The sequence below is a fragment of the Frondihabitans australicus genome, assembly GCF_003634555.1.
In the GTDB taxonomy this organism is placed as follows: Bacteria; Actinomycetota; Actinomycetes; order Actinomycetales; family Microbacteriaceae; genus Frondihabitans; species Frondihabitans australicus.
The window spans coordinates 2,249,784-2,275,706 of the sequence record NZ_RBKS01000001.1; the positions used below are offsets into that span (position 1 = coordinate 2,249,784).

Consider the following 25,923-nt stretch of genomic DNA (forward strand, 5'->3'; position numbering starts at 1 on the left):
GATGTTCGGGTCGTGTAAATCCGTGAGGCGAGGCAGCAGGATCCGGTTGAATGTCGTCATGAGCGACAGCCGCGGCCTCGTCGTCGTGGTCGAGGACGAACCGGCGATCGCCGACATCGAGCGCCTGTACCTGACCGACGCCGGGTTCACGGTGCACGTCGCCCGCGACGGCCGCACGGGGCTCGACGCGATCCGCCGCTACCGTCCGGTGGCCGCGATCGTCGACATCGGCCTGCCGGTGCTCGACGGAGTCGAGCTGTGCCGCGCTCTCCGGGCGGACGACGACTGGACCCCGATCGTGTTCGTCACGGCGCGCGACAGCGAGGTCGACCGGATCCTGGGCCTCGAGCTCGGCGCCGACGACTACGTGACCAAGCCGTTCTCGGCGCGCGAGCTGGCGTCTCGGGTGAAGGGCCTCGTGCGGCGCAGCACCCTCGGCTCCCGCACGGGCGCTCTCACGATCGGGCCGCTCACGCTCGATCCGCGGGCCCGACGCGTGACGAACGCCGGCGAGCCGGTCGAGCTCACCGCGACCGAGTTCGACCTGCTCGCGTACCTCATGGCGAGCCCAGGGCAGGTCTTCGCCCGGAGCCAGCTGCTCTCGGCCGTCTGGGGCGTCGCCGACTACCGCGGCACGCGCACGGTCGACGTGCACGTGGCGCAGCTGCGGGCGAAGCTCGGCGAGGGGTGCGGGCTGCGGACGATCCGCGGGGTGGGCTACGCGCTGGACGAGGGCGCTGCCGATCCTGCGCCCGGACCCGACGCCGGGCAGGCCTCGTGAGGCGCACGTCGCTCGCCTCGCGCATCGTGCTCGCCACCGTGAGCGTGGCGCTGCTCGCGGCCCTGGCGACGGCGGTCGTGGCGTTCCAGCTCGTCCGGCAGATCGGCGTGGCCCAGGCGCGCGACGTGCTGCGGTCGACGATCCAGGTGGTGGCGTCGACGCCCGCCGCCGAGCGCGCCACCGTCGTGCGGAACCTCGACCGCGAGCACCCGCACGGCGTCACCCTGCTGCTGGTGCGGCCCGACGGCAGCACCGTGCCGACCACCGGCGGCGCCACCCCCGTGCCGTCGTCGGCGATCACACGCGTGGTGAACACGGGCACGGTCTCCGAACGCGTCCAGGTCGGCGGTCACACCCTCCTCGTCGAGGGCCGCACGATCTCGCGGAGCCAGGCGGTCATCGCGAGCCAGGACTTCTCGCTCGTGCAGGCGGCGAACCGGCGGCTGCTGGTGCGGTTCGCGATCGCCGTCGCGCTGGGGGTGGCGGTCGCCGTGGGCGTCGGGATCCTGGTGGCTCGCCTCGTCTCGCGGCCTCTGAGACGCGCCGCCGCCTCCGCGCGAGAGCTGGCCGGCGGCCGTCGCGGCGTCGTCGCCGCCCGCCGAGCGGCAGGAGACGACGAGACCAGGATCGCCGAGGTGGCCGACATAGAGCAGGCCCTCGCCTCGCTCGACGCGGCTCTCGCCCTCTCGGAGGGTCGACAGCACGAGTTCCTCCTGTCGGTGTCGCACGAGATCCGCACGCCGCTCACGGCCATCCGCGGCTACGCCGACGCGCTCGCCGACGGGCTGGTCTCGCCCTCGTCGCTGCCCGACGTCGGGCGCACCCTCGTCGCCGAGACCGCGCGGCTCGAGGCGTTCACGAGCGACCTGCTCGAACTGGCGAGGCTCGAGGCCGACGACTTCGCGATCCGGCCCGAGCCGCTCGACCTCGTCGCCGTCGCCGTGTCGTCGCAGAAGGCCTGGCGTGCTCGCGCCGACGGACTCGGAGTCGCCGTGACCGTCCACGCCCCGGGGCCCGTCCCGATCGTGACCGACCCGATGCGCGTTCGGCAGCTGCTCGACGGCCTCCTCGAGAACGCGCTGCGGGCGAGCCCCGAGGGGTCGACGATCACGGTGACCGTGACTGGTCCCGGTTCGCTGTCGGCGGGTGCTTCGGGGGCGCTGGAGCACGCGGCACGCCGCGCGACCATCGCCGTGCGCGACGAGGGCTCCGGCCTCACCCCCGCCGACAGTCGCGACGCCTTCGAGCGCGGGGTGCTCCGCGACCGCTACCGTTCCACGCGCGCCGTGGGGACGGGGCTCGGCCTGTCGATCGCCGCGCGGCTGGTGCGGCGTCTCGGAGGGTCGATCGAGGCGGCGCCGGGTGACGGTGGTGGGGCGGTGTTCCGCGTGCTCCTGCCGCCCGCGGCTCCTGCCGGCACGATCGAGTAGGTCGGCGGTCGCCGTGAGCGCGTCAGTCGGCGAGCGGCCGGACAGCCGTCATGGTCGCGGGCACCGCCGCCGGCCACCGTGCGCCGACCAGCCCCGCCAGGGCGCCCGTCGAACCGTCGCGGCCGACGGACGAGTCCGCGGAGGCGGAGTCGCCGGCTCCTGCGTCGAGAGTCACGTCGAGCTCCATCTCGCCGCGCCCGCGCTCGAGGATCGGCGTGCCGTGGGGTTGAGCGACATCGAGGCGGCCCGTGCCGTCGTCCACGACCATCATGAGCCGGAGCTCCTGGCCGCCGACCGCGACGGCGCGCGCCCTGATCGTGCCGGACACCGGTGCGGACTTCGACAGCTCGATCAGCTCGGCGATCGTGTGTGTCGCTCCCCGGGGCTGGCCGTCGACGCGGCTCAGACCGACCGACGCGAGCCACGCCTCGGGCCACGCCGTCTCGGGCGCATCGGAGTACATCGCGCCGACGGTGTCGACCCCGAACACGTACCGGTCGGGAGTCCGCGCCAGCAGATACGGGGTCATGACCCGCGAGTCGAGACCCTGCTCGAACAGCGCTCCATCGCGTTCCGTTTCGCTGAGCGACTCATCTAGCGCGGCGGCGTTGAGGGCCGCGACGGCTGCCTCAAGCGAGTGTGCGAGACGGAAGATCCCGGTGTCGTGCGTCGGCGAGGACCAGAGCGAGTCGTCGCCGGAGTGGCCCGGCACTTCGAGCGTGACGATTCCGTAGACGTGGTCGTCGAACACCGGGAGCCAGACCGGCGGGTGCTCCAGCTGGTCGATGCAGAACTCGCGCCACTCGAGCAGCGCGTCGACGGGGCGCATCCACCAGCCGCCGAAGACCGTCGAGCTGCCGCCGTCGCGCCAGCGATACAGGGTCTCGACCTGCTCGGTCAGGCGAAGAGGCGCGATGGCCTCGCGTAGGCGGCCCACACCGGTGTCGTCGAGTCCGGGATTCATTCCCTGCAGGAGTTCGGGACGGTTCTCATGCAGCCACAGCTCGTAGGCCGTCAGCTCGCTCGACAGGCTCATGCCGCCAGTCTGGCGTCCGATTGCCGCGCGTCACAGCCCTCCTTCGGGTGCCCGCCGAAGTACCCCCGCAGGGGTTCGAACCCTGACTGTGGCGATTTTAAGTCGCCTGCCTCTTCCAGTTGGGCTACGGGGGCGTGCCCTCCAGGGTATCGGGCCCGGCTGATCCCCCTCCCCGTCGCCGCTCGGGCGACAAAAAGCGACACCTGCGACGCGCGGGGGCGTCGCAGGTGTCGCTTTTTGTCGCTGGAGGAGGCTACTCGGCAGCGGGAGCCGGCTCGGCGGCGGGCTTCTTCGCGGCGGGCTTGCGCGGCGCACGCTTCGGAGCGGCCTTCTCGGCGGCGACCGGCTCGGCGGCCTTCTCGCCGTCGGCGGGGTTCGCGTACGCCGGGCCGGGCTCGCCGGCGGCCTTCCCGATCTCGGGCGCGGTGGCGGGCCTCTCGTCGGCGGCGGTCGGCGCGACCGGCTCGGCGGGAGCCGGGGGCTTGGGGCGCGACGCGAACTCCTCGAACGCGGCACGGGGCTGCGTCACGTTGTCGAGCGAGGCGATGTCGCGACCCAGGACGGCGTTGTTGGCCCAGCCGGAGACGACGCGGATCTTGCGCTCCCACGACGGCATGGCGAGGCCGTGGTAGCCGCGGTGCGCGGCCCAGGCCGGGAAGCCCTTGAGCGCGAACTTGCCGCTCTGGAACACGCCGATGCCGAGACCCAGACCGGCCACCGCACCGAGGTTGTCGTGGCGGTAGTCCTGCGTGTTCTCGCCGCGGAGCACGGCCGTGATGTTCTTCGCGAGCTGCTTGCCCATGCGGACCGCGTGCTGCGCGTTCGGCACGCAGAAGCCGCCGACGCCGGCGCCGGTGAGGTCGGGCGTGGCCGCGACGTCGCCGCAGGCCCAGGCGTCGGGGACGACGGTGCCCTCTTCGGTGACGATGCGGAGGTCGGGCTGCACGGTGATGCGGCCGCGGGCCTCGAGCGGGAAGTCGGTGTTGCGCACCACGGGGTTCGCCATGACGCCGGCGGTCCAGATGATGAGGTCGGACTCGAACGACTCACCGGTCGACAGCTCGATCTTGCCGCCGACGGCCGACTGCAGCTGGGTGTCGAGGTGCACGATCGCCTGGCGCTCGGCGAGATTCTTGAGCACCCAGTGGCTGGTCTCGAGGGCGACCTCGGGCATGATCCTGCCCATCGCCTCGACCAGGTGGAACGAGGTGTCGTCGATCGTGAGGCCGGGGTAGTTCTTCAGGAGGTCGGTCGCGAAGCTGCGGAGCTCGGCGAAGATCTCGATGCCCGCGAACCCGCCGCCGACCACGACGACCGTGAGGAGACGGTCGCGCTCGGGACCGGCCTCGAGGTTCGCCGCCTTCTGGAAGTTCGTGAGGAGCTTGTCGCGGATCGCCTGCGCCTCTTCGATCGTCTTGAGGCCGATGGCCTCGTCGGCGACGCCCGGGATCGGGAACGTGCGCGAGACCGCGCCGGCGGTCATGACGATCTGGTCGTACTCCATCTCCCAGGCCTCGCCGACCTCGGGGGTGATCGTCGCCGTCTTGGAGGCGTGGTCGACCTTCGTCACCTTCGCCGTGACGACGTTGGTGCGCTTGAGGTGGCGACGGAGCGCGACGACCGCGTGACGGGGCTCGATCGAACCGGCGGCGACCTCGGGGAGGAACGGCTGGTACGTCATGTACGGCAGCGGGTCGACGACGGTGACGTCGGCCTCGCCCTTGCGCAGCCACTTCTCGAGCTTCCAGGCGGTGTAGAAACCGGCGTAGCCGCCGCCGACGATCAGGATTTTGGGCAAGGCGAAAGACTCCTCGATTGGGAATGGACTGTGAACAGGCTAGCGCCCTGAGCGCAGCCTTCTGAAATGCCGTGCGGCCCCGATGACGACGGCGGCGAAACTGATTCCGAAGACAGCGTAGACCGCAACCGGGATACCTACCGACCGAAGGGATTCGACTGTCGGGAAGCCCCCAGCGTCGACGTCCCTATTGGCGACGGCCGTCGTCGGGGTCGCCGTGACCGGCAGCGACGGCTGCGGCTTGGCGGTCGGCAGCGGTGTCGCGGCGGCCCGGCGGTGCAGGCGGACCCAGTCGGACAGGCTGCCGAGCGGGTTCGAGGTCACGTGCGCGACGTTCGCCGTGACCGCTCTCTCGGCGTTCACCAGTCCGTGGCCGTAGATGGGCCCCGGGCTCGGCGACCCCTTCGGCGTCGCGGTCGAGATGATGCGCTGGATCACGTCGTCGGCCGAGATGCCCGGGTGCGAGGCGTAGACGAGGGCCGCGATGCCCGAGACGATCGGCGCCGCCCCGCTCGTCCCCTGCCAGAGCAGGTACTGGCCGCCCGGGCCCACCCCGACCAGCCCCTCGCTCGGTGCGGCGACACCGATGGTGATCCCCTGGCTCGACGCGTCGTAGCTCGCGTCGCCGTTCTGGTCGACGCCGGCCACCGCGAGAACCCCCGGCATCGTGGCAGGAGCCCCGACCTCGTCGGTGCCGGAGCCCCGGTTCCCGGCCGCGGCGACGACCACCACACCGTGCGCGTCGGCGTACTCGAACGCCCTGTCCCAGCTCACCGGCCAGTCGAGCGTGTTGCGGGTCAGCGACATGTTGATCACCTTGGCGCCGTGGTTCACGGCCCAGACGACCGCCTCGGCGATCTGCTCGTCCGGGTCGTGGGCGCTCGCGCCGAACCCGACCGAGATCGACAGAATGCTCGCCTGCGGAGCCACGCCGATCACGCCGCTGTCGGTGCCGGTCCCGCGACCGGCGAGCATCGACGCGACCAGCGTGCCGTGCGACGAGTCGCCGCTGTCGTCGATGGGCGTCTGCCCGTTCGACGAGCCCTGCCCGGAGAAGTCCGTGCCGCCCGTGACGGCCCCCTGCAGTTCGCTCACGCTGCCGTCGACCCCGGTGTCGATGACGGCGACCGTGACGCCCTTGCCCTTCGTCGTGTTCCAGGCCTGCTCGATGCCGTAGTCCTGCAGCCAGTACTCGCGGCTGCGGATGTCGTCGGCCCGGGCCGGCTGCGCGGTGAGCACCCCGCCCGAGAGGAGCACGATCGCCACGGCGGCGACGAAGCCGGCGAGGGCGAGCGGGCGACGCACCGGCTTACGCCTCGTCAGCGTCGTAGTCGATGCACGAGCAGGTCGCAGGATCCCACGCGGCACGTTCCAGCGCCAGGTCGCCGAACGGGTTCACCACGGGCCCTGCGGCGAGCGCGTGACCCGCCAGGGCGTGCAGGCACTTCACCCTCTCGGGCATCCCGCCCGCCGTCACATGGTCGATCTCGGCGACGTGCTCGATGCTCTCGCGGTCGGCGAGGTACGCCTCGTGTGCTTCCAGGTAGTGCGCGCGAAGGGACTCGTCGGCGGCGAGCATCTCGGTGAACTCGGCCATGACGCCGTTCGCCTCGAGCGTCGAGATCGCGGCCGTGGCCGCCGGGTGGCACAGGTAGTAGAGCGTCGGGAACGGCGTGCCGTCGGCGAGGCGCGGCTTCGTCGACACGACGGTGGGATTGCCGCAGACGCAGCGCGCGGCGATGCCGATCACGTCTCGGGCCGGACGGCCGAGCTGCAGCGACACGATGCGGATGTCGCGCTCGGTGACGGGGGCGAAGGGCGGCGTGCTCATGAGTGGTCCACGATACCCGACGGCGCGGGGGCTACTTCGTGCCGGTGCTGCTCTCGGAGCCCGAGATGTCGGGCGAGACGAGCTTCGTCGCGGGCTCGTTCGTGAGCCCGGCGTCGAGCACCGACGAGGTCATCGCCTGCACCCAGTCGACCTTCGGAGTCTGGATCTTGTCGCTGATCTGCGTGCCGGACGTCGTGGTGGTCGTCGTTCCCGAGGATTTCGACGGGTTCATGACGAGGTAGCTGTACTCGCCCGGGTAGACGTACAGCAGCCTGTCGCGGGCCTGCGCCTCGATGTAGGCGGGGTCGTTCCAGCGAGCGACGTCGCCCTTGAGGCTCTGCACGTCGCTCTTCTGCTTCTGCACGGACTGCTCGAGCGAGGCGACCTGCTGCTGCTGCTGGATCAGGGTGCGCAGGCTCGGGGCGAGCACGACGATGAACAGGATGATGATCACGAGCATGAGCAGGCTGAAGCCCGAGAACCGGGAGGCGCGCAGCCAGCCGCCGGCCGCGGACTCCATGGCCGGCAGGCTCACGGGGATGCGGCGGTTCTTCGACGCGCCGCCCTTCGAGGCGGGCTCGTGCGTGTGGCGCTCGCCTGCTGTGCTCATGCCTCGACGATAGGCGACGGCCCGCCCCGCATCGTGCGGGACGGGCCGTCGGAGGCTGAGAAAAGCCTCAGCCTGTGCTCTGGGACTAGCCCTTGAAGCGCGGGAAGGCGCTGCGGCCGGCGTAGACCGCGGCGTCGCCGAGCTCTTCTTCGATGCGGAGAAGCTGGTTGTACTTCGCGACGCGCTCGGAGCGGGCCGGGGCGCCGGTCTTGATCTGACCGCCGTCGGTGGCGACTGCGAGGTCGGAGATCGTGGTGTCTTCGGTCTCGCCCGACCGGTGCGACATGACCGTCTTGTAGCCGGAGCGCTGCGCGAGCGCGACCGCGTCGAGGGTCTCGGTCAGCGTGCCGATCTGGTTCACCTTGACGAGGAGCGCGTTGGCGGCGCCGTTCTCGATGCCCTTGGCGAGGCGCACCGGGTTCGTGACGAACAGGTCGTCGCCGACGATCTGGGTCTTCGAGCCGATGAGCTCGGTGATGTGCGCCCAGCCCTCCCAGTCGTCCTCGTCGAGGGGGTCCTCGATGGTCACGAGCGGGTACGAGGCCACGAGGTCCTCGTAGTACGCGCCCATCTCCTCGGCCGACTTCGTGCCGCCCTCGAAGGCGTACGAGCCGTCCTTGAAGAACTCGCTGGAGGCGACGTCGAGACCGAGTGCGATGTCCTTGCCGGGCGTGAAGCCGGCCTTGGTGATCGCGGCGACGAGGAGGTCGAGCGCGGCGCGGTTCGACGACAGGTTCGGGGCGAAGCCGCCCTCGTCGCCGAGGCCGGTCGAGAGGCCCTGGCTCTTCAGCTCGCTCTTGAGCACGTGGTAGGTCTCGGTGCCCCAGCGGAGCGCCTCGGAGAACGACTCGGCGCCGATCGGCAGGATCATGAACTCCTGGATGTCGACGTTGCTGTCGGCGTGCGAGCCGCCGTTGATCACGTTCATCATCGGGACGGGCAGCGTGTGCGCGTTCGGGCCGCCGACGTAGCGGAACAGCGGGAGGTCGGCCGAGTCGGCCGCGGCGCGGGCGACGGCGAGCGAGACGCCGAGGATGGCGTTCGCGCCGAGGCGCTTCTTGTTCTCGGTGCCGTCGAGGTCGATCATCGCCTGGTCGATGACGCGCTGGTCGGTGGCGTCGAGGCCCTCGATCTCGGGGCCGATCTCGTCGATCACCGCGGTGACGGCCTTGAGGACGCCCTTGCCCTGGTAGCGCTCCTTGTCGCCGTCGCGCAGCTCGTAGGCCTCGAACGCACCGGTCGACGCGCCCGAGGGCACGGCTGCGCGAGCGACGGTGCCGTCGTCGAGCAGGACTTCGACCTCGACCGTGGGGTTGCCCCGCGAGTCGAGGATTTCGCGGGCGCCTACGGCGTCGATTGCTGCCACGGATTACTCCTTAGATCGTCTGTCTGTGAGGGCTTCCGCCCAGGCGCAATCCTAGTCACGCCGGGTGGCCGGCCCTCGGTTCTCCACAGGCGAAGCAGGGCGCAGGATCCGACAGCCTCCCGGCTCAGCCGATCTCGCGGATCTCCAGCTCTTCCGCCGACACCCCGGCCTCACGCACCGCGGCGAACTCCGTGTACCCGGCGGCCCCCAGCGACGCGAGCTGGTTCGAGAAGTTCTTCGCCCGCCGCTCCAGCCGGACCCGGCGGCCGCGGGCGACGAGCTCGCCCTGCAGCCGGACCAGGTCGACCGGGTCCAGTGAACGGTCGTAGACGAGCGCCAGGCCGCCGGCGTCGCCCGTGTCGAGCGTGACGAGGTCGACGAGCCGCTCGAACCCGAGCGAGAACCCCGCGGCCGGGACGTCCTGCCCGAGGAAGCGGCCGATCATGCCGTCGTAGCGGCCGCCGCCGCCGAGCGAGTAGCCGAAGTCGGGGTGGGCGACCTCGAAGATCGTGCCGGTGTAGTAGCCCATGCCGCGCACGAGCGTCGGGTCGAACTCGATCTCGGCGCCGGGGATGGCGTCGCGGAGCGCGACGAGGTCGGCGAACGCCTCGGTGTCGAGCCAGTCCGGTGCGGCCCGGCCGATCGACCAGTCGGCGTGGGCGAGCTCTCCGAGCTGCTCCGCGAGACCCTCACGCGGCACGTCGATCTCGGCGAGCTCGGCGACGACCCCGTCGACGCCGATCTTGTCGAGCTTGTCGATGATCACGAGCGCCGGGTCGAACCGGTCGATGGGCACCTGCCAGTGCGCCAGGAGCGCGAGCAGGATCCGGCGGTCGTTGATCCTGATCGTCGCCCGCTCGATCCCCAGCCGCTCGAGCACCGCCGACGTCGCCGTCAGAAGCTCGATCTCGGCCAGGGCGCCCGGCTCGCCGATGATGTCGATGTCGCACTGGACGAACTGCCGGTAGCGGCCCTTCTGCGGCCGCTCGGCACGCCACACGGGCGCGATCTGGATGGAGCGGAAGACGGTCGGCAGCTCGCCCCGGTGGCTTGCGTAGAAACGGGCGAGAGGAACGGTCAGGTCGAACCTGAGCCCGAGGTCGGCGAGGTCGAGCGGCGCATCGGCGGCCCGCAGGTCGTCGACGGTGAGCGCCCGCTTCATGATCGCGAACGCGAGCTTCTCGTTGTCACCGCCGAGGCCCGCGTGGAGCCGCGAGCTGTCCTCGACGACGGGGGTCTCGATCTCGTCGAAGCCGTAGGAGCGGTAGGTCGACCGGATGGCGTCGAGCACGAGGTCGCGGCGGCGCTTGTCGGCGGGGAGGAAGTCGCGCATGCCGCGGGACGGATTCACGGGAGGCATGGTCGCCAGTCTTCCAGAAGTCGTCGTGCCGACCGCGCTCGTGACGCGTCGTCGTCTTCGGTCGGCTTGCACGGATGTAACATGTCAGGTATTGTTGGTGCCACCCGCCACGACGTGGCGAGGTGCCCGAGGGGCGACGTGTGCTGTGTCCGGCGCCTCTCGATCGAGCTCCTCGTCATCCGACCGGCGGCGCGTGAATCGGGTTGCGCGCGCCGCTAGCCGAGCAGTCCGTCCCTTCCCTGCGGTGACGGGCAGGCTCGGCACGATGCCCCGCGCGAGAGCGCGGGGCATCACTCGTCTGCGCGAGGCATCACTCGTCAGCGGGCGCAGCGCGCATCGTCAGCTCTCCGCGTCCGGCCCCCGGACGCTCCGTGAGCCGTCATCAAACGTTCCTCATGAAACACTGAGAATTCCGCCGTGACATTTCACAAGCGTGTATCGTTGACGTTGTCGCGCCGCAAGGCGCGGCCGGGGCCGGCTGATCACCGGGCCCGGGCGGGGTCCCCTCTATTCGGGTTGTGGGGTGCCCCGCCGTTCCCGACTCTCAGCCGCACGAAGATCGCTCTCGCGCTCGCGCACCGCGGCGCGGAGGGCTCGCTCCGCGTCGAAGCCCCGCGCTGTCGCGGCCTCGACCGACGTGAGGAGGGCGCGGCCCCAGGCGAGCTCGGTGTCGGCGTGCGACAGGTCGGCGGGCGGGTGTCCGCCTGCTCCTGCGACCGGATCGTCGCCGTCGGCCGCCGGGGCCTGCGCCCTGGTCTGCCGCGCCAGCAGCTTCTGCGCCCGCGCGAGGGCCGGCATGCCCAGCGGCACGCCGTCGTACGCGCTCTCGCGCGACGCCTTCTCTCGCGCTTTCGCCGCCGACCACAGGCGGATGATGTCGTCGACGTCCGCCGCGGAGTCGTCTCCGAACACGTGCGGATGGCGCCTGCGCACCTTCTCGTCGACCTCGGCGATCACGTCGGCCAGGTCGAAGCCGGCACCGGCGCGCTCGGCGACGCCCGACTGCAGCACGACCTGGTAGAGCACGTCGCCGAGCTCCTCGCGGAGATCAGCCTGGCTGCCCGACTCGATGGCCTCGACGAGCTCGAATGCCTCCTCGACCAGGTAGGTGACCAGCGACTCCTTCGTCTGCGCCCGGTTCCACTCGCAGCCGGGCGGGTCCAGGAGCCGGTCGACGCTCGTGGTGAGCCCGGCGAGGGCGTCACGCGTGCGATCGTCGTTCGAGGTCATCGGGTGTCGGCCTCCTGCCGCGTCGTCTGTCGGTGGTCCCACGATAGAGTGGCCTCGGTGAGTCGGGAAGTCTGGTCGACACTTCCTCGTCGACCTCTCGATTGGACGCCATGGGCATCTTCCGTTCCGAGCGGGCCTCAGCAGCCCTCCTCCTCGCCGCCGCGATCCTGGGCCTCGTGCTCGCCAACCTCCCGACCGGGCACGCGCTCGAGGCCGTCAAGCACCATCATCTCGACCTGCCCGCGATCGGGCTGAACCTCTCGGTCGGGCACTGGGTCTCCGACGGACTCCTGGCTCTCTTCTTCTTCGTCGTGGCCGTCGAACTGAAGCACGAGCTCGTCAAGGGCGAGCTGAACAGCGTGAAGAAGGCGATCGTGCCCGGCATCGCCGCGATCGGCGGCGTCATCGCGCCCGCCGTCGTCTACGCGATCGTGACCGCCGGCACTCGCTACACGGGCGGCTGGCCGATCCCCACGGCGACCGACATCGCCTTCGCGCTCGGTATCCTCGCGGTCTTCGGGTCGCACCTCCCGGGCCGGATCCGGGTGTTCCTCCTCGCGCTGGCGGTGCTCGACGACCTCGTGGCGATCCTGATCATCGCGATCTTCTTCACGCACGGCTCGAACCTCGCCTTCCTCGGGCTCGGCATCCTGGCCGTCGCCGCCGTCTTCGCCGCCGGCCGCCTGCTCGGCCGCTGGTCGGGTCTCGCCGGAGCAGCGGCTGTCGCCCTCGTGGTCGTGCTCGCCGTCGTCTGCTGGTACTTCGTCTACCGGTCGGGCGTGCACGCGACGATCGCCGCGGTCGCGGTCGGGCTCGTGCTGCCGCTCAAACCCGCCGACCGGGCCATCCACGCGCTGCAGCCGTTCGTCAACGGCGTGGTCCTGCCGATCTTCGCCTTCGCGGCGGCGTCGATCGCGGTGCCGTCCGTCGGCATCGGCCAGCTGAGCCCCGTGTTCTGGGCCATCGTCATCGCACTGCCGGTCGGCAAGCTGATCGGCATCACGATCGCCGGGGGCATCGCCTCGCGCATCTTCCGCGACCCCGACCCGGCACGCCGCGGGCAGACCCTGCGTCTCGGCGAGCTCGTCACCGTGGCCATGCTGGGCGGCATCGGCTTCACCGTGTCGCTGCTGATGAACGAGCTGGCGTTCAAGAAGAGTGCGGAGATCGTCGATGAGGGCACGCTCGCCGTGCTCCTGGGCTCCGCGGTCTCGATCGTCGTGAGCGCGGTGCTCGTCAGCATGCTCAAGCGGTCGCACGCCCGCCGCAGCGCGGTGCCGCTCCCCCGCTGAGCGGCCGCCCGCCGATCGCTACGCCGCGTCGGGCGCCGGCGACGCCGTCGCCGGCGCGGCCCCGTAGACGGCGACGAGCAGCTGCTCCACCCAGGCGATGAGCTCGGAGTCGGGCAGGGGCTCCCCGTTCGGCCGCGGCATCGGCACCGTGACAGATTTCGTCTGGGCGAAGTAGCGGGCACCGGGGAACAGCCGCTGGAGCCTCAGCTGGACGCTGTCGGCGAGCTCCTGCGCCGCGACCCGGAGGTTCGTGCCCATGGCGACGACCTCGCTCAGGCCGGTCTTCTGAGCCATGCGCCGGAGGCGGGAGACCTCGATGAGCGCCAGCACGGGCGCGGGCGGCTCGCCGTAGCGGTCGGTGAGCTCGTCGAGCACCGAGTCGATCTGGCCGTCGCTCGACGTCGGCGACGACGCGGTCGAGAGCTTCTGGTACGCCTCGAGCCGGAGGCGCTCGGATTCGACGTACTCCTCGGGGATGTGCGCGTCGACGGGAAGCTCGAGCCGCAGCTCGGTCTGCCCCTCGGCAACGTCGCCGCGGAAAGCGTTGACGGCCTCGCCGATCATCCGCAGGTAGAGGTCGAAGCCGACTCCGGCGATGTGGCCGGACTGCTCGCCGCCCAGGAGGTTGCCTGCGCCGCGGATCTCGAGGTCTTTCAGGGCGACCTGCATGCCGGCCCCCAGCTCGTTGTTCGCCGCGATGGTCTCCAGGCGATCCTGCGCCGTCTCGGAGAGCGGCTTGTCGGCGTCGTAGAGGAAGTACGCGTAGCCGCGCTCGCGCCCTCGCCCGACGCGACCGCGCAGCTGGTGCAGCTGCGAGAGGCCGTACCGGTCGGCGCGGTCGATGATGAGGGTGTTCGCGTTGGCGATGTCGAGGCCGGTCTCGATGATCGTCGTCGAGACCAGGACGTCGAACTTGCGCTCCCAGAAGTCCACCATCACCTGCTCGAGCTGCGACTCGGCCATCTGCCCGTGCGCCACGGCGACGCGCGCCTCGGGCACGAGCTCGGCGAGCTGCGCGGCCATGCGATTGATCGACGACACCCGGTTGTGCACGAAGAACACCTGGCCCTCGCGCAGGAGCTCGCGTCGGATCGCGGCGGCGATCTGCCTCTCGCTGTTCGGGCCGACGAAGGTGAGGATCGGATGCCGGTCTTCGGGCGGGGTGGCGAGGGTCGACATCTCGCGGATGCCCGTGACCGCCATCTCGAGCGTGCGCGGGATCGGCGTCGCGCTCATGGCGAGGATGTCGACGTTGGTCTTGAGCTTCTTGAGCTGGTCTTTGTGCTCGACACCGAACCGCTGCTCCTCGTCGATGATGACGAGCCCGAGGTCTTTGAACGTCATGCCGTCGGTGAGGATCCGGTGGGTGCCGATCACGATGTCGACGGTGCCGTCGGCGATTCCCGCGATGGTCTCCTTCGACTCCTTCGCCGTCTGGAACCGGCTGAGGGCCCGCAGGTGCACGGGGAACCCGGCGAAGCGCTCGGCGAAGGTCTCCATGTGCTGCCGGACCAGCAGGGTGGTCGGGACGAGCATGGCGACCTGCTTGCCGTCCTGGACGGCCTTGAACGCGGCGCGGATCGCGACCTCGGTCTTGCCGTAGCCGACGTCGCCCGAGATCAGACGGTCCATCGGGATCGGCCGCTCCATGTCGGCCTTGATCTCGTCGATCGTGGTGAGCTGGTCGGGCGTCTCGGCGAACGGGAAGGCCTCTTCGAGCTCGCGCTGCCAGGGCGTGTCGGGGCCGAACGCGTGGCCCTTGGACGCCATCCGCGCCGAGTAGAGCTTGACCAGCTCGACGGCGATGTCGCGGACGGCCTTCCGGGCCTTGCCCTTCGCCTGCGACCAGTCGCTTCCGCCCATCTTCGACAGCTTGGGCGCCTCGCCGCCGACGTAGCGGCTGAGCAGGTCGAGCTGGTCGGTCGGCACGTAGAGGCGGTCGCCGGCCTGACCGCGCTTCGAGGGCGCGTACTCGAGCACGAGGTACTCGCGGCTGTGCTTGACCGGGTTGCGGCCGCCCGTCGACACCTCGCGGCTGGTCAGCTCGAGGAACCGCCCGATGCCGTGGGTCGAGTGGACGACGATGTCGCCGGTCTTGAGCTGCAGCGGGTCGACCACGTTCTTCCGGCGCGAGGCGAGCTTCTTCACCTGCCGCGACTCGTACCCGGCGGCACGACCGAAGAAGTCGGTCTCGCTGAGCACCGCGACCTTGACCGCCGGCACCTCGAACCCGGCCTCGATGCCGCCGGCGACGAGGTGGACGACACCCGGCTCGAGCTCGTCGGGCAGCGCGTCCTCGAGGCGGGCGGCGACGCCGGCCTCGCTCAGCACGTCGCGGGCGCGCTCGACGAGCCCCGCGCCGCGGGCGGTGACGACGATGCTCCAGCCGTCGGCCGCGAGCTGAGTCACGTGGGCGACGGCCCCCTCGGCATTGCCCGAGTAGCTCGGCACGGTCTCGGCGTCGACCCGCACGTAGTCGCCGGCGGCGTCGACGCGGTCGGCGTCGGTCATCGACTCGGCCTCGGCCGCGGCGAGCCCCGAGTCGAAGGTGCTCATGGTCCACCACGTGCGATCGCCGGCGCGCTCACGGAGGTCGCGCGGCGTGAGGAAGTCACCCGAGTCGAGGTCGATCGGAGCCTGCGCTCCGGCCGTCGCCGCGCTCCACGCCGCCTCGAGGAACTCGCGGTTCGTCTCGGCCAGGCTCTGCGCGCGCGACACCACCCTCTCGGGCGAGAGCACGGCGATGGCGCAGGATGCCGGGAGGTAGCTCGTCACGGGCACCAGCCGGTGCACGAGCGCCGGCGCCAGAGACTCCATGCCCTCGACCGGGATGCCCTCGCCGATCTTCTCGAGCATCTGCGAGAGGTTCGGGAACTCGTGCTGCATCTCGCGCGCCCGCTGCCGGACGCTCTCGGTGAGCAGCATCTCGCGGCTCGGCGGCAGCTCGACGGTGTCGACCGCGGCGTCGAGGCTGCGCTGGTCGGCGACCGAGAAGAGTCGGATCCCGTCGACCTCGTCGCCGAAGAAGTCGACGCGCACGGGGTGCTCGTTGGTGGGCGGGAACACGTCGAGGATCCCGCCGCGCACGGCGAACTCGCCGCGGCGGGTGACCATGTCGACGCGTGCGTAGGCGAGGTCGACGAGGCTCGACGCGATCGACCCGAGGTCGTAGCCGCGGTGGCCGGTGGTGAGCACGACGGGGTCGATGTCGGCGAGGTTGTCGCTGATCGGCTGGAGGGCCGCCCGGACGCCGGCCACGACGACGAGGTGGCGCTCCTGCGCGCTGGTCGCAGGATCCGACGTGGCGCGTGACCACGCCGCGAGCCTCCGCAGCGCGTGGATCCGCTTGCCGACCGTCTCGGCGCTCGGGCTGAGGCGCTCGTGCGGCAGGGTCTCCCATGCGGGGAACTCGACGATCTCGGCGTCGGGGAGATAGCTCGCCAGAGCGGTGCGGACCGACTCGGACTCGCGGCCGGTGGCGGTGATGACCAGGGCCGCCTGCGGGGCGCCGTCGGCGTCGACAGAGCGACGCTCGAGGAGGGACGCCAGCAGGGGGACGCGGAGTCCGTCGACGAGCGAAAAGTCACTCGAGCGTTCCGCCTGCAGAAGGGCCGCGTCGAACGTGGAGGCGCGCGAAAGCGCAGGAAGCAAGCCCTGGAGTATCACTCGCACAAGTGTACGGGCCGCCTCTGACAGGCGGTCGCGGGCCTCAGCCGGCGGTATGGAACTTGAGCTGCGCGGCGGTGAGCCCGTCGGTCGCGATCATCTCGACCGCGTCGGCCGCCTCGTCGAGGAGGTTGGGGAGCGTCTTGCGCTCGGTCGACGAGAAGTCCTGCAGCACGAAGTCGGCGGCGTTCTGCCGCCCGGGCGGCCGACCGATGCCGACGCGCACGCGCGTGAAGTCGTTCGAGCCGGTCGCGGCGATGATGTCGCGCAGACCGTTGTGGCCCCCGTGGCCGCCGCCCCGCTTGATCTTCAGGGTGTCGAACGGGATGTCGAGCTCGTCGTGCACGACGATGATCCGCGACACGTCGAGATCGTAGTAGCGCAGCAGGGCCGCGACGGGCGGACCGGAGACGTTCATGAACGTCGTCGGCTTCGCCAGGACGAAGCGGGGGCCGCCGGGGAAGCTGCGCCCCTCGGCGACCGTCGCCTGCGTCTTGTGCGTCTTGAAGCCCGACTGCATCCGGTCGGCGAGCAGGGCGAGGACCATCTGGCCCACGTTGTGACGGGTGGAGGCGTAGCCGGACCCGGGGTTGCCGAGTCCGACCACGAGCCATCGCGTGTCGTCCAGGGGACGCTCCTTCTGCTGCTGACCGTGTGGCCGAGTTACTCGGCGGACTCGTCCTCAGCGGCCTCGGTGGCCTCCTCGGCTGCGGTCTCCTCCTCGTCGGAGGCGGCGACCTCGGCACGCGGCAGCGTGACGTTGACCACGAGGGTCTCGGGGTCGTTCACGAGCTTCGCGCCGCGGGGCAGCTCGACGGCGCCCGCGTGGATCTGAGCGCCGTCCTCCAGGCCCTCGATCGAGACGACGACGCGCTCGGGGATGTGGGTGGCCTCGACGTCGAGCAGGAGCGAGTTCGCCTCGACGATGTGGATGGTGCCGGCGAACGACTCGCCCTCGATGTGCACGGGCACCTCGACCTCGACGCGCTCGCCGGCGCGGACGACGATGAGGTCGATGTGCTCGATGATCTGGCGCACCGGGTCGCGCTGGATGTCCTTCACGAGGGCGAGCTGGTGCGTGCCCTCGATGTCCAGCGAGAGCACCGAGTTGGCGCGACGCGTGATGAGCATCGTCTCGTGGCCGGGAAGCGTGAGGTGCACGGGGTCGGTGCCGTGACCGTAGAGGACGGCGGGGATCTTGTCGGCGGCGCGGATCTTGCGCGCGGCGCCCTTGCCGAAGCTCGTGCGCTTCTCGACGGACAGTTTGTTGTCGGTGGCGTCAGCCATGGGTGTCTCCTTGACGTGTGTAGAGAGGGAATGCCCTCGGGGATTCAACTCGAACGCTGCGCCGTCTGGGTGGACCAGCACGGCGCGTGCCAGCGTGAGGAAAGACCAGGAGGATGCTCACGCACTCGCTGCCTAACCACCGCGTCGATCACGGGTCGCACACCGCAGGGCGGCGCGAACCCCTCGCCGAAGTTCAAGGGAAGAGTCTACATGGGGTGAACGCAGGGTGAGAACCCCGTGCCAGGGACCGTAACGACCTGGATGCCGTCCCGGCCGCGTCGCTAGATTGGCGGCAACGAACGTTAAGGAGGCACCGTGGCCGAACACGGAACAGAAGCGAAGGCGAACATCGGCGTGGTCGGCCTGGCCGTGATGGGGTCGAACCTGGCCCGCAACCTCGCCAGCCGCGAGGGCAACACGGTCGCGGTCTACAACCGCTCCCCCGAGCGCACCGACCTTCTCATGAAGGAGCACGGCGACGTCGGCTTCATCGCGTCGAAGACGATCGAGGACTTCGCGGCGTCACTGTCGAAGCCGCGCACCGCGATCATCATGGTGCAGGCCGGGAAGGGCACCGACGCCGTCATCGAGCAGCTCTCGGGCCTGTTCGAGGAGGGCGACATCATCGTCGACGGCGGCAACGCGAACTTCCACGACACCATCCGCCGCGAGCACGACCTCCGCGAGAAGGGCCTCAACTTCGTCGGCACCGGCATCTCGGGCGGCGAGGAGGGCGCACTCAAGGGGCCGTCGATCATGCCGGGCGGGTCGGCTCAGGCGTGGGAGACCCTCGGCCCGATCCTGAAGTCCATCGCCGCGGTCGCCGAGGGCGAGCCGTGCGTGACCCACGTCGGCACCGACGGCGCCGGGCACTTCGTGAAGATGATCCACAACGGCATCGAGTACGCCGACATGCAGCTCATCGCCGAGTCGTACGACCTGCTGCGCCGCATCGGCGGCCACGAGCCGGCCGCGATCGCGGGCGTGTTCGAGGAGTGGAACAAGGGCGCCCTCGAGTCGTACCTCATCGAGATCACCGCCGAGGTGCTCCGTCAGGTCGACGCGAAGACTGGCAAGCCTCTCGTCGACGTCATCGTCGACGAGGCCGGCTCGAAGGGCACCGGCGTGTGGACCGTGCAGAACTCGGTCGGGCTCGGCGTGCCCGTCGGCGGCATCGCCGAGGCCGTCTTCGCGCGGGCCGTGTCGTCGAAGCCCGACCAGCGCGCCGCGGTGCAGAAGGTCGTCACCTCCCGCCCCGAGATCCAGGAGTCGGGCGACGGCTTCGAGGACGACGTGCAGAAGGCCCTCTACGCCTCGAAGATCGTCGCCTACGCGCAGGGCTTCGACGCCATCATCGCCGGCGCGAAAGAATACGGCTGGAACATCGACAAGGGCGCGATCGCGAAGATCTGGCGCGGCGGCTGCATCATCCGCGCCCAATTCCTGAACCGCATCGTCGACGCCTACGAGAACGACGCGAGCATCGCGACGCTCCTCGAGGACGAGTACTTCGCGAAGGCGATCGCCGACGGTGAGGAGGCATGGCGCAGGATCGTGGCGAAGGCCGCGCTCTCCGGAATCCCCGTGCCCGGGTTCTCGTCCGCCCTCGCGTACTACGACTCGCTCGCGTCGGAGCGCCTGCCCGCCTCGCTCATCCAGGGGCAGCGCGACTTCTTCGGCGCCCACACCTACAAGCGCATCGACTCCGACAAGACGTTCCACACGCTCTGGTCGGACGACCGCACCGAGGTCGAGCAGGACCCGTCGACCCACTAACCCCACACCTGCGACAAAACGCGACACCTGCGACGTTTCCGAGCGTCGCAGGTGTCGCGTTTTGTCGCAGAAGGAAGGGGTCAGACGCGGGCGAGGAGCTCGGCCGAGGCACGACCGGCCTCGCGGGCGAGCTCCTGCTCGTCGGCGAGCGTCAGCGACCCCTCGTCGACGACGCGCTCGCCGCCCACCCAGAGCCCGGCGAGGGGCGGCATCGCCGCGAGTCCGAGGGTCGCGACAGGGTCGGCGATTCCGGCGAACTCCACGCCGTCGATGCGCCAGAGCGCGAGGTCGGCGAGCTTCCCGACCTCCAGGGAGCCGAGGTCGGTCTGACGCCCGAGCACTCGCGCGCCGCCGATCGTCGCGATCCTGAGCCCATCGCGCACCGAGAAGCCGTCGGCGCCGGCCCGCAGGCGGTTCATGAGCACGGCCTGGCGGATCTCGGTGCCGAGCTGGCCCGACTCGTTCGAGGCCGACCCGTCGACTCCGAGGCCGACGGGCGCCCCGGCGGCGAGCAGCTGCGGGATGGGCGCGATGCCGGCGGCGAGCCGCGCGTTCGACGACGGGCAGTGGGCCGTGCCCGTGCCCGTCGCGCCGAAGCGGGCGATCGCGTGCTCGTCGAGGTGCACGCTGTGAGCCATCCAGACGTCGTCGCCGAGCCAGCCGAGGTCTTCGAGGTACTGCGTCGGGGTCTTGCCGAAGCGCTCCTGGCAGAAGGCGTCCTCTTCGATCGTCTCGGAGCCGTGGGTGTGCAGGCGCACCCCGAGCTGCCGGCCGAGCACGGCGGCCTCGCGAAGCAGGTCGCCGGTGACCGAGAATGGCGAGCAGGGCGCGATGGCGATCTGCACCTTCGCGTCGGGCGACGGGTCGTGGTACTTCGCGACGGCCTCCGCCGAGGCCTCGAGGGCGGCCGAGGTGGTCTCGACGGCGAAGTCCGGCGGCAGCCCGCCCTGCGACCGCCCGAGGTCCATCGACCCGCGTGTGCCGTGCAAGCGGACGCCGACGGTGCCGGCCGAGCGGACGATGCCGCCGAGGATGTCGCCCGATCCCTGGGGGAACACGTAGTGGTGGTCGGCGACGGTGGTGCAGCCGGAGCGGGCGAGCACTGCCATGGAGGCCGCGGCTCCTGCCGCCACGAGATCTTCGTCGATGCGCGCCCAGGTCGGGTACAGCGCGACGAGCCAGTCGAACAGGATGGAGTCCTGCGCGATCCCCCGCGTGAGCCACTGGTACAGGTGGTGGTGCGTGTTGATGAGGCCCGGCGTCAGCAGGTGGCCTCGGGCGTCGACCCGCTCGGTGACGACGGGCGCGTCGCGTCGTTCAGAAGACACAGCGGTCGCAGGATCAGCGAGACCCTCGACGGCCCAGGTCGGCGCCGCTCCTGCGCCCACCGCCACGATGCGCGAGTCGTCGACGACCAGGTGCCCGGTGGCGAACTCCCGCCCCTCGGGGTCGACCGTGGCGACGTACGCGCCTTCGACGACGGTGCGGGTGCTCACGCGAGCCAGGCGTCGATGCCAGCGAGGGCGCGGGCCTTCAGCTCGGCGGACGCGCCCGAGCACTCGATCGACGAGCGGGCGCACGCGGCGAGCTCGTCGTCGGAGAGGCCGAGCACCGTGCGGCTGGTCTCGTACTCGTCGAGGATCGACGGGCCGAAGAGCACGGGGTCGTCGGCGTTGATGGAGCAGCGGACACCCGCGGCGAGGAACACTTTCAGCGGGTGCTCGTGGATCGTCTGGACGACGCCGAGGAGGTCGTTGGAGGTCGGGCAGACGTCGAGGCAGATGCCCTTCGCCGCGAGCTCCTGCATGAGCGAGGGGTCTTCGGCGCTGGTGACGCCGTGGAGGACACGGTCGGCCTGCAGGATCTCGACGGCGGCGCGGACCTCGGACGGCCCGGCCAGCTCGCCCGCGTGCGGCGTGGAGAGGAGGCCTGCCTCCTTGCCGATGCGGAAGGCCTCGACGAAGTCGGCGGCCGGGTAGCCGCGCTCGTCGTTGGCGAGTCCGAGCGACACGACGCCGCGACCGGCGTAGGCGGCGGCGATCGTCGCGTAGGCGACGGCGGTCTCGATGCTCTCGGTGCGGTCGAGCGTGATCATGAGCCCGACCTCGACGCCGTGCTTCGCGCCGATCTCGGCCGCCTTCGCGATGAGAACGTCGAGGGCCTTCTCGGTCGACCCGAACGTCTCGGCGTAGAAGTGCGGGCTCGCGCCGAACTCGGCGTAGACGACTCCCTCGCGGGCGCAGTCCTCGATGGTCTCCTCGAAGAGGCGGTAGAGGTTCTCCTCGACGCTCAGCACCTGCAGCATCGAACGGTAGGTCGCGCTGAAGAACGAGAAGTCGTCGAACTCGGTCGGGATGTCGATCTCGATGCCGGCGGCCGCTCCCATCTCCTCGAGGGTGGCCTTGCGGATCGCGGCCTCCCAGTGGATGTGGAGGTGGCCCTTGGGCAGGGCGGCGAGATCGCGAACCGGAGCGGCCTCGGTGGCCTCGGTCGCGAGGGTGGTGTCGGTCACTTGGTGACGGCCTTTCCGGCGTTGGGACCCCACTTCGCGAGGACTGCCGCCTCGATGAAGGTGGTGATCGTGTAGAAGACGATGGCGACGACCGTGATCAGCACCACGATGGCCCAGATCTGTCCGTAGTTCGAGTTGGTCTTGGCCTGCGAGATCACGCCGCCGAGGCCCTGGAACGTGAACAGCCACTCGTAGAGCATCGCTCCCGTGAGGGCGCCGGGCACGGCGATGCGCATCGAGGCGAAGAAGTGCGGCAGCGCGTTCGGGAAGGCCACCTTGGTCATGATCGTCCAGCGATTGCCGCCGTAGACCCTGATGAGGTCGACCGACTGGGCGCTCACCGAGCGGAAGCCGAGCGTGAGGTTCACGAGCAGCGGGAAGAAGACGACCACACCGCCGATAAAGCCCGCGGTCGCCGCGCCCTGGCCGAGCACGAGGTAGATGACCGGCGCCATCGCGAGGAGCGGCACCGTGCGCAGCAGCATGGCGAGCGGCATAAACATGAACTCGAGCGGCCGGATCAGGGTGAACAGCACCGAGACGATCACCGAGCCCACGACGCCGCCGACGAACCCGATGCCCGCGTGGTACAGCGTGACCAGGAGGAGGTTCCACAGCGTGTGCCGGATGTCGGCCGGCGACATCGTCATCAGCGGGTTCTTGACGAAGAGGTACTTCACCACGTCGAGCGGGGTCTTCGCGATGAACGCGTTGGCGTCGAGGAGCTTCAGCGCCACGTACCAGGCGACGGTGAGGACCACGGCCGAGATCAGGAGGGTGAAGAGGCTTCGGCCGATCCTGCCTGCCACATAGCGCCAGCCGGCGCCGGTCGGCATCTCGATCGAGGCGTTCATGGCGGCGCGGGCGCGCAGACCCGCCCGGGGCGTAGGAGTCGACGTCGCCATCAGAACCCCTCTCCGGCGCGGGCGTCGCCCGCAGACCAGGGCGTCAGGAGCCGGCCGATCCGGCCGATGAGGAAGTACGCGGCGCCCGCCACGCCCGCGCTGATGAGCGCGATCGCCCACAGCCGCACGGACGCCCCGGTCGCCTGCGCGGCGAGGAGGAGGATGCCGATGCCCGAGTCGACGCCGAGGACGAAGTACTCCCCCAGCACGGCCCCGAGGAACGCGGCGGGGGCTGCGAGTTTGAGCGCGGCGAGGATCGATGGGAGCGCTGCGATGAGACGCACCTTGAACAGCTGTGTCATCCTGCCGCCGCCGTAGGCCCTGATGACGTCGATCTGAGTCTCGGAGGCGGCGCGGAGGCCGAGGATCGTGCCCACGACGGTGGTGAAGATGACGCTCAGGGCCGCCAGGAAGATCGAGGTGTTGCGGCTGCCGGCCGGGGCGAGCAGCGTGACGATCGGCGCGATGGCGGTGAGCGGGATGCAGGAGCAGACGACCGCGAGCTGGGTCGAGAGACCTTCGAACCAGGGCTGCACGAGCACGAGGAACGCGAGGAACAGCGCGATCAGATTGCCCCAGAGATAGCCCCAGAGCGCGGCGCCGCCGGTCTTGGCGATGGCGTTCCAGTAGACGCCGGTCTGGAAGAGGTCGTAGAAGAGCTGCTTGCCGACCAGGGCCGGCTGCGGGATCGACTGCGTCTTCGGGTAGAAGGTGACCGACACGATCTGCCAGGCGACGAGGATCACGACGATGCCGATGATCGCGCCCACCCACGGCGGCATGCCGTGCAGGGCGCCGAGCAGCGTGCGGCGCTCGCGGCCCTTGCCGCCGGTCTCGAGGCCGAGGCCCACGCTGTCGCCGAGCTCGTGTTCGATCGACGCCTGCTCGGACTGCTGGCGGAGGTCAGTCATCGCCGGCCGCCGCACCGTGGGCGCCGAACAGGATCTCGGAGATCCGGTCGACGTAGGCGTGGAACTCGGGCGTGCGCTGCAGCTCGGGCAGGCGCGGCCGCGGCAGGTCGATCTCGACGACCTCGGCGATGCGGCCGGGGCGTGCGCTCATCACCGCGACGACGTCCGAGAGGAAGACGGCCTCGGCGATCCCGTGCGTGACCATGAGCGTCGTCGCGGGCTTCTCACCCCAGATGCGCAGGAGCTCGACGTTCATGCGCTGGCGGGTCATGTCGTCCAGGGCGCCGAACGGCTCGTCCAGCAGCATGATCGTCGGCTGGACGGCGAGGCAGCGCGCGATCGACACGCGCTGGCGCATGCCGCCGGAGAGCTGTGCGGGCTTCGCGTTCTCGAAGCCCTTGAGGCCGACGAGGTCGATGAGGTCGTCGACCAGCCCGGGCGGCGGGGTGATGCCCGACACCTCGAGCGGGAGCTGGATGTTCTTCTTGACCGTGCGCCAGGGCAGCAGGGCGCTGTCCTGGAACGCGATGCCGGTCTCGTGGCTCTTCTGCACCTCGGCGGCGGACTTGCCGTTGACGACGACGGTGCCGGTGGAGGGGGTCTCGAGGCCCGCCAGGATGCGGAGGATCGTGGATTTTCCGCATCCTGACGGCCCGAGGAGACTCAGGAACGAGTCCTTCTTGGTGCCCAGGTTGACCTCTGACAGGGCCTGGACCGACTTGCGCCCCAGATCGAAGCGCTTCGTCAGGCCTTGGATGTTGATGCCGGTCGCGAGACCCGGCTGGGAGGCCGGGTCGCTCGTGGCGATCGAGAGGGCAGTGCTGGACGTGGTCATGGTGCTCTTTACGCGCTCGGGATGGTGAAGGTGGTGATGAGGTCGGGGTTCTCCTTGTAGACCTCTTTGATCAGGCTCATGTCGAACAGCTTGTCGGCCGTGATCTTCGTGCCCATCAGGCCGAGCGACTTGATGTTCTCGGCGATCAGCTCGTCGGTCATCGTCATGAGGCCGTTCTTGTTCACGTCGTCGGTGAGCATGAGCGCGTTCTGGGCGTTCATCTCCTCGACCTGCTCGGCCTGGGCGAGGTTCTGGTCCTTGCCGTACTTGGTGACCGCGTACTTGGCCGCCTGCTCGGGGTCCTTGACCGCGTCGGTCCAGCCCTTGATCTCGGCGACGAGGAACGCCTTGAGCAGGTCCCGCTTGTTGTCGATGGTGTCCTGCGTCACGGTGTAGGTCTCGGCGACGAACGGGAGGCCGTTGTCAGCCAGGGTGAGGACGACCGGCGTGAAGCCGTCGGCCTTGGCCTCGAGGGGCTCGTTGGTCGTGTACGACATGTGCGCGTCGTACTTGCCGGCCTCGAGGGGCGCAATCGAGTACTGCGTGGTCACGAGCTTCACGTCGTTGGTGAGGTTGTTCGCCGCGAGGAAGCCCTTGACGATGGTCTCGTTGCCGCCGGACTGCACGCCGATGGTCTTGCCCTTGAGGTCGGCGAGCGTCTTGATCGGCGTCTTCTCCTGCAGCGACAGGAGGCAGAAGGGGTTCTTCTGGTAGGTCGACGCGATGATCTTCAGTGCGGCGCCCTGGAGCACCGACGGCGCGGTGATGGACGGCGACGAGAGGCCGACGAGGGCCTGACCCGCGAGGAGCGCCTCCTCGGCGCCGGTCTGGCCGCCACCGGCGAGCAGCGTGACGCCCTTGAAGCCGGCCTTCGTGTAGTAGCCCTTCTCGGTCGCGAAGTACTCGCCCGCGAACTCGATGTTCTTGATCCACGACAGCTGGAGGGCGATCGTGCCGTACGCGCCGGCCTTGACGGCCGCACCGGCCGAGGCCGACGTCGACGAACCCGACGTGCCCGACGAGCACGCGGCGAGGAGCGCACTGGCTCCGGCGGCGATGCCGACGGCGCCGCCGAGGCGCAGGAACGCCCGTCGGTCCATCGCGGATGCCTTGGCGGGCGGGGCGGAGAAAGCACTCATGGACACTCCAGTTTTTCGTCGGCGACAAGAGGTCGCACGATTCGGGTTGCTGTGGGTTCGCCCCGGAGACGCGATCGCGTTCGGTGACTGTCAGCGAACCTATTCGGGCATTGTTTCGACGGCATTACGTCACTGTTGCTGTCAGCAACATTCTTGAG

Annotated in this window: 21 protein-coding genes and 1 tRNA gene; 4 read left to right on the forward strand and 18 right to left on the reverse strand. The window is 70.2% G+C overall.

Features of this window, described 5'->3' with window-relative positions:
• Positions 1 to 58 precede the first annotated feature (58 nt).
• Both C8E83_RS10545 and C8E83_RS10550 read left to right on the forward strand, forming a co-directional pair.
• The gene (locus tag C8E83_RS10545; RefSeq protein ID WP_121369852.1) at positions 59 to 781 is read left to right on the forward strand and encodes a response regulator transcription factor; all 723 of its coding nucleotides are present in this window, start codon (positions 59 to 61) and stop codon (positions 779 to 781) included.
• A complete protein-coding gene (locus tag C8E83_RS10550) occupies positions 778 to 2,211 on the forward strand; it encodes a sensor histidine kinase (RefSeq protein ID WP_121369853.1) in 1,434 nt (477 codons plus the stop codon). Before C8E83_RS10545 ends, C8E83_RS10550 begins: the two co-directional genes overlap by 4 nt.
• A 22-nt stretch (positions 2,212 to 2,233) precedes the next feature.
• Here C8E83_RS10550 and C8E83_RS10555 read toward each other — a convergent pair whose 3' ends face one another.
• From C8E83_RS10555 to C8E83_RS10595, 9 genes are all read right to left on the reverse strand, one after another.
• Positions 2,234 to 3,247: an SMI1/KNR4 family protein gene (locus tag C8E83_RS10555; RefSeq protein WP_121369854.1), complete on the reverse strand. Its 1,014-nt coding sequence runs from the start codon at positions 3,245 to 3,247 to the stop codon at positions 2,234 to 2,236.
• Positions 3,248 to 3,307: 60 nt separating this feature from the next.
• Positions 3,308 to 3,381 (reverse strand) — tRNA-Leu (locus tag C8E83_RS10560).
• A 119-nt stretch (positions 3,382 to 3,500) separates the two neighbouring features.
• Complete coding sequence (locus C8E83_RS10565; protein WP_121369855.1) at positions 3,501 to 5,045, reverse strand: NAD(P)/FAD-dependent oxidoreductase; 1,545 nt, start codon at positions 5,043 to 5,045, stop codon at positions 3,501 to 3,503.
• 39 nt (positions 5,046 to 5,084) lie between these two features.
• Positions 5,085 to 6,350, reverse strand: coding sequence for a S8 family peptidase (locus C8E83_RS10570; protein ID WP_121369856.1), 1,266 nt, complete (start codon positions 6,348 to 6,350; stop codon positions 5,085 to 5,087).
• A 4-nt stretch (positions 6,351 to 6,354) separates the two neighbouring features.
• Positions 6,355 to 6,876, reverse strand: coding sequence for a DUF501 domain-containing protein (locus tag C8E83_RS10575; RefSeq protein WP_121369857.1), 522 nt, complete (start codon positions 6,874 to 6,876; stop codon positions 6,355 to 6,357).
• 31 nt (positions 6,877 to 6,907) lie between these two features.
• Positions 6,908 to 7,486: an FtsB family cell division protein gene (locus tag C8E83_RS10580; protein ID WP_121369858.1), complete on the reverse strand. Its 579-nt coding sequence runs from the start codon at positions 7,484 to 7,486 to the stop codon at positions 6,908 to 6,910.
• Between the two features lie 85 nt (positions 7,487 to 7,571).
• A complete protein-coding gene (eno, locus tag C8E83_RS10585; RefSeq protein ID WP_121369859.1) occupies positions 7,572 to 8,852 on the reverse strand; it encodes a phosphopyruvate hydratase in 1,281 nt (426 codons plus the stop codon).
• 124 nt (positions 8,853 to 8,976) lie between these two features.
• Positions 8,977 to 10,212 carry a histidine--tRNA ligase gene (hisS, locus tag C8E83_RS10590; RefSeq protein ID WP_121369860.1) on the reverse strand — a complete coding sequence of 412 codons (1,236 nt, stop codon included), beginning with the start codon at positions 10,210 to 10,212 and terminating at the stop codon, positions 8,977 to 8,979.
• Positions 10,213 to 10,719: 507 nt separating this feature from the next.
• Entirely contained in the window at positions 10,720 to 11,442 is a 723-nt protein-coding gene (locus C8E83_RS10595) for a MazG nucleotide pyrophosphohydrolase domain-containing protein (protein ID WP_121369861.1), read from the reverse strand.
• Between the two features lie 110 nt (positions 11,443 to 11,552).
• Here C8E83_RS10595 and nhaA point away from each other — a divergent pair, with 110 nt between their 5' ends.
• Complete coding sequence (gene nhaA / locus C8E83_RS10600) at positions 11,553 to 12,734, forward strand: Na+/H+ antiporter NhaA (protein ID WP_121369862.1); 1,182 nt, start codon at positions 11,553 to 11,555, stop codon at positions 12,732 to 12,734.
• An 18-nt stretch (positions 12,735 to 12,752) separates the two neighbouring features.
• Here the strand turns inward: nhaA and mfd are convergent, their stop codons facing one another.
• From mfd to C8E83_RS10615, 3 genes are read right to left on the reverse strand one after another with little or no spacing between them, the layout of a single operon-like run.
• Positions 12,753 to 16,400 carry a transcription-repair coupling factor gene (mfd, locus tag C8E83_RS10605; protein ID WP_121369863.1) on the reverse strand — a complete coding sequence of 1,216 codons (3,648 nt, stop codon included), beginning with the start codon at positions 16,398 to 16,400 and terminating at the stop codon, positions 12,753 to 12,755.
• A 43-nt stretch (positions 16,401 to 16,443) separates the two neighbouring features.
• A complete protein-coding gene (gene pth, locus C8E83_RS10610; RefSeq protein ID WP_121369864.1) occupies positions 16,444 to 17,028 on the reverse strand; it encodes an aminoacyl-tRNA hydrolase in 585 nt (194 codons plus the stop codon).
• 35 nt (positions 17,029 to 17,063) lie between these two features.
• Positions 17,064 to 17,687 (reverse strand): 50S ribosomal protein L25/general stress protein Ctc, encoded by a 624-nt coding sequence (locus tag C8E83_RS10615; protein WP_121369865.1) that lies wholly within the window; start codon positions 17,685 to 17,687, stop codon positions 17,064 to 17,066.
• A 315-nt stretch (positions 17,688 to 18,002) separates the two neighbouring features.
• Between C8E83_RS10615 and gndA the strand changes: the two genes are divergently transcribed.
• Positions 18,003 to 19,463 (forward strand): NADP-dependent phosphogluconate dehydrogenase, encoded by a 1,461-nt coding sequence (gene gndA / locus C8E83_RS10620; RefSeq protein ID WP_121369866.1) that lies wholly within the window; start codon positions 18,003 to 18,005, stop codon positions 19,461 to 19,463.
• An 80-nt stretch (positions 19,464 to 19,543) separates the two neighbouring features.
• Here the strand turns inward: gndA and C8E83_RS10625 are convergent, their stop codons facing one another.
• The 6 genes from C8E83_RS10625 to C8E83_RS10650 are packed head-to-tail and all read right to left on the reverse strand — an operon-like array spanning position 19,544 to position 25,765.
• Positions 19,544 to 20,959: an 8-oxoguanine deaminase gene (locus C8E83_RS10625; protein WP_121369867.1), complete on the reverse strand. Its 1,416-nt coding sequence runs from the start codon at positions 20,957 to 20,959 to the stop codon at positions 19,544 to 19,546.
• The gene (add, locus tag C8E83_RS10630) at positions 20,956 to 21,975 is read right to left on the reverse strand and encodes an adenosine deaminase (RefSeq protein WP_121369868.1); all 1,020 of its coding nucleotides are present in this window, start codon (positions 21,973 to 21,975) and stop codon (positions 20,956 to 20,958) included. Before add ends, C8E83_RS10625 begins: the two co-directional genes overlap by 4 nt.
• Positions 21,972 to 22,880, reverse strand: coding sequence for an ABC transporter permease (locus C8E83_RS10635; RefSeq protein WP_121369869.1), 909 nt, complete (start codon positions 22,878 to 22,880; stop codon positions 21,972 to 21,974). The genes add and C8E83_RS10635 overlap by 4 nt, the downstream gene beginning before the upstream one ends.
• A complete protein-coding gene (locus C8E83_RS10640; RefSeq protein ID WP_147430148.1) occupies positions 22,880 to 23,791 on the reverse strand; it encodes an ABC transporter permease in 912 nt (303 codons plus the stop codon). The genes C8E83_RS10635 and C8E83_RS10640 overlap by 1 nt, the downstream gene beginning before the upstream one ends.
• The gene (locus C8E83_RS10645) at positions 23,784 to 24,626 is read right to left on the reverse strand and encodes an ABC transporter ATP-binding protein (protein WP_121369871.1); all 843 of its coding nucleotides are present in this window, start codon (positions 24,624 to 24,626) and stop codon (positions 23,784 to 23,786) included. Before C8E83_RS10645 ends, C8E83_RS10640 begins: the two co-directional genes overlap by 8 nt.
• An 8-nt stretch (positions 24,627 to 24,634) precedes the next feature.
• Positions 24,635 to 25,765, reverse strand: coding sequence for an ABC transporter substrate-binding protein (locus tag C8E83_RS10650; protein WP_121369872.1), 1,131 nt, complete (start codon positions 25,763 to 25,765; stop codon positions 24,635 to 24,637).
• Between the last annotated feature and the right edge of the window lie 158 nt (positions 25,766 to 25,923).

What these genes read in the sequence shown, in the direction of transcription:
- C8E83_RS10545 (WP_121369852.1), top strand. Translation starts at nt 59, where the DNA reads ATGAGCGACAGCCGCGGCCTCGTCGTCGTGGTCGAGGACGAACCGGCG.
- C8E83_RS10555 (WP_121369854.1), bottom strand. Translation starts at nt 3,247, where the DNA reads ATGAGCCTGTCGAGCGAGCTGACGGCCTACGAGCTGTGGCTGCATGAG.
- C8E83_RS10575 (WP_121369857.1), bottom strand. Translation starts at nt 6,876, where the DNA reads ATGAGCACGCCGCCCTTCGCCCCCGTCACCGAGCGCGACATCCGCATC.
- C8E83_RS10580 (WP_121369858.1), bottom strand. Translation starts at nt 7,486, where the DNA reads ATGAGCACAGCAGGCGAGCGCCACACGCACGAGCCCGCCTCGAAGGGC.
- hisS (WP_121369860.1), bottom strand. Translation starts at nt 10,212, where the DNA reads ATGCCTCCCGTGAATCCGTCCCGCGGCATGCGCGACTTCCTCCCCGCC.
- C8E83_RS10595 (WP_121369861.1), bottom strand. Translation starts at nt 11,442, where the DNA reads ATGACCTCGAACGACGATCGCACGCGTGACGCCCTCGCCGGGCTCACC.
- nhaA (WP_121369862.1), top strand. Translation starts at nt 11,553, where the DNA reads ATGGGCATCTTCCGTTCCGAGCGGGCCTCAGCAGCCCTCCTCCTCGCC.
- C8E83_RS10615 (WP_121369865.1), bottom strand. Translation starts at nt 17,687, where the DNA reads ATGGCTGACGCCACCGACAACAAACTGTCCGTCGAGAAGCGCACGAGC.
- C8E83_RS10635 (WP_121369869.1), bottom strand. Translation starts at nt 22,880, where the DNA reads ATGGCGACGTCGACTCCTACGCCCCGGGCGGGTCTGCGCGCCCGCGCC.
- C8E83_RS10640 (WP_147430148.1), bottom strand. Translation starts at nt 23,791, where the DNA reads ATGACTGACCTCCGCCAGCAGTCCGAGCAGGCGTCGATCGAACACGAG.
- C8E83_RS10645 (WP_121369871.1), bottom strand. Translation starts at nt 24,626, where the DNA reads ATGACCACGTCCAGCACTGCCCTCTCGATCGCCACGAGCGACCCGGCC.
- C8E83_RS10650 (WP_121369872.1), bottom strand. Translation starts at nt 25,765, where the DNA reads ATGAGTGCTTTCTCCGCCCCGCCCGCCAAGGCATCCGCGATGGACCGA.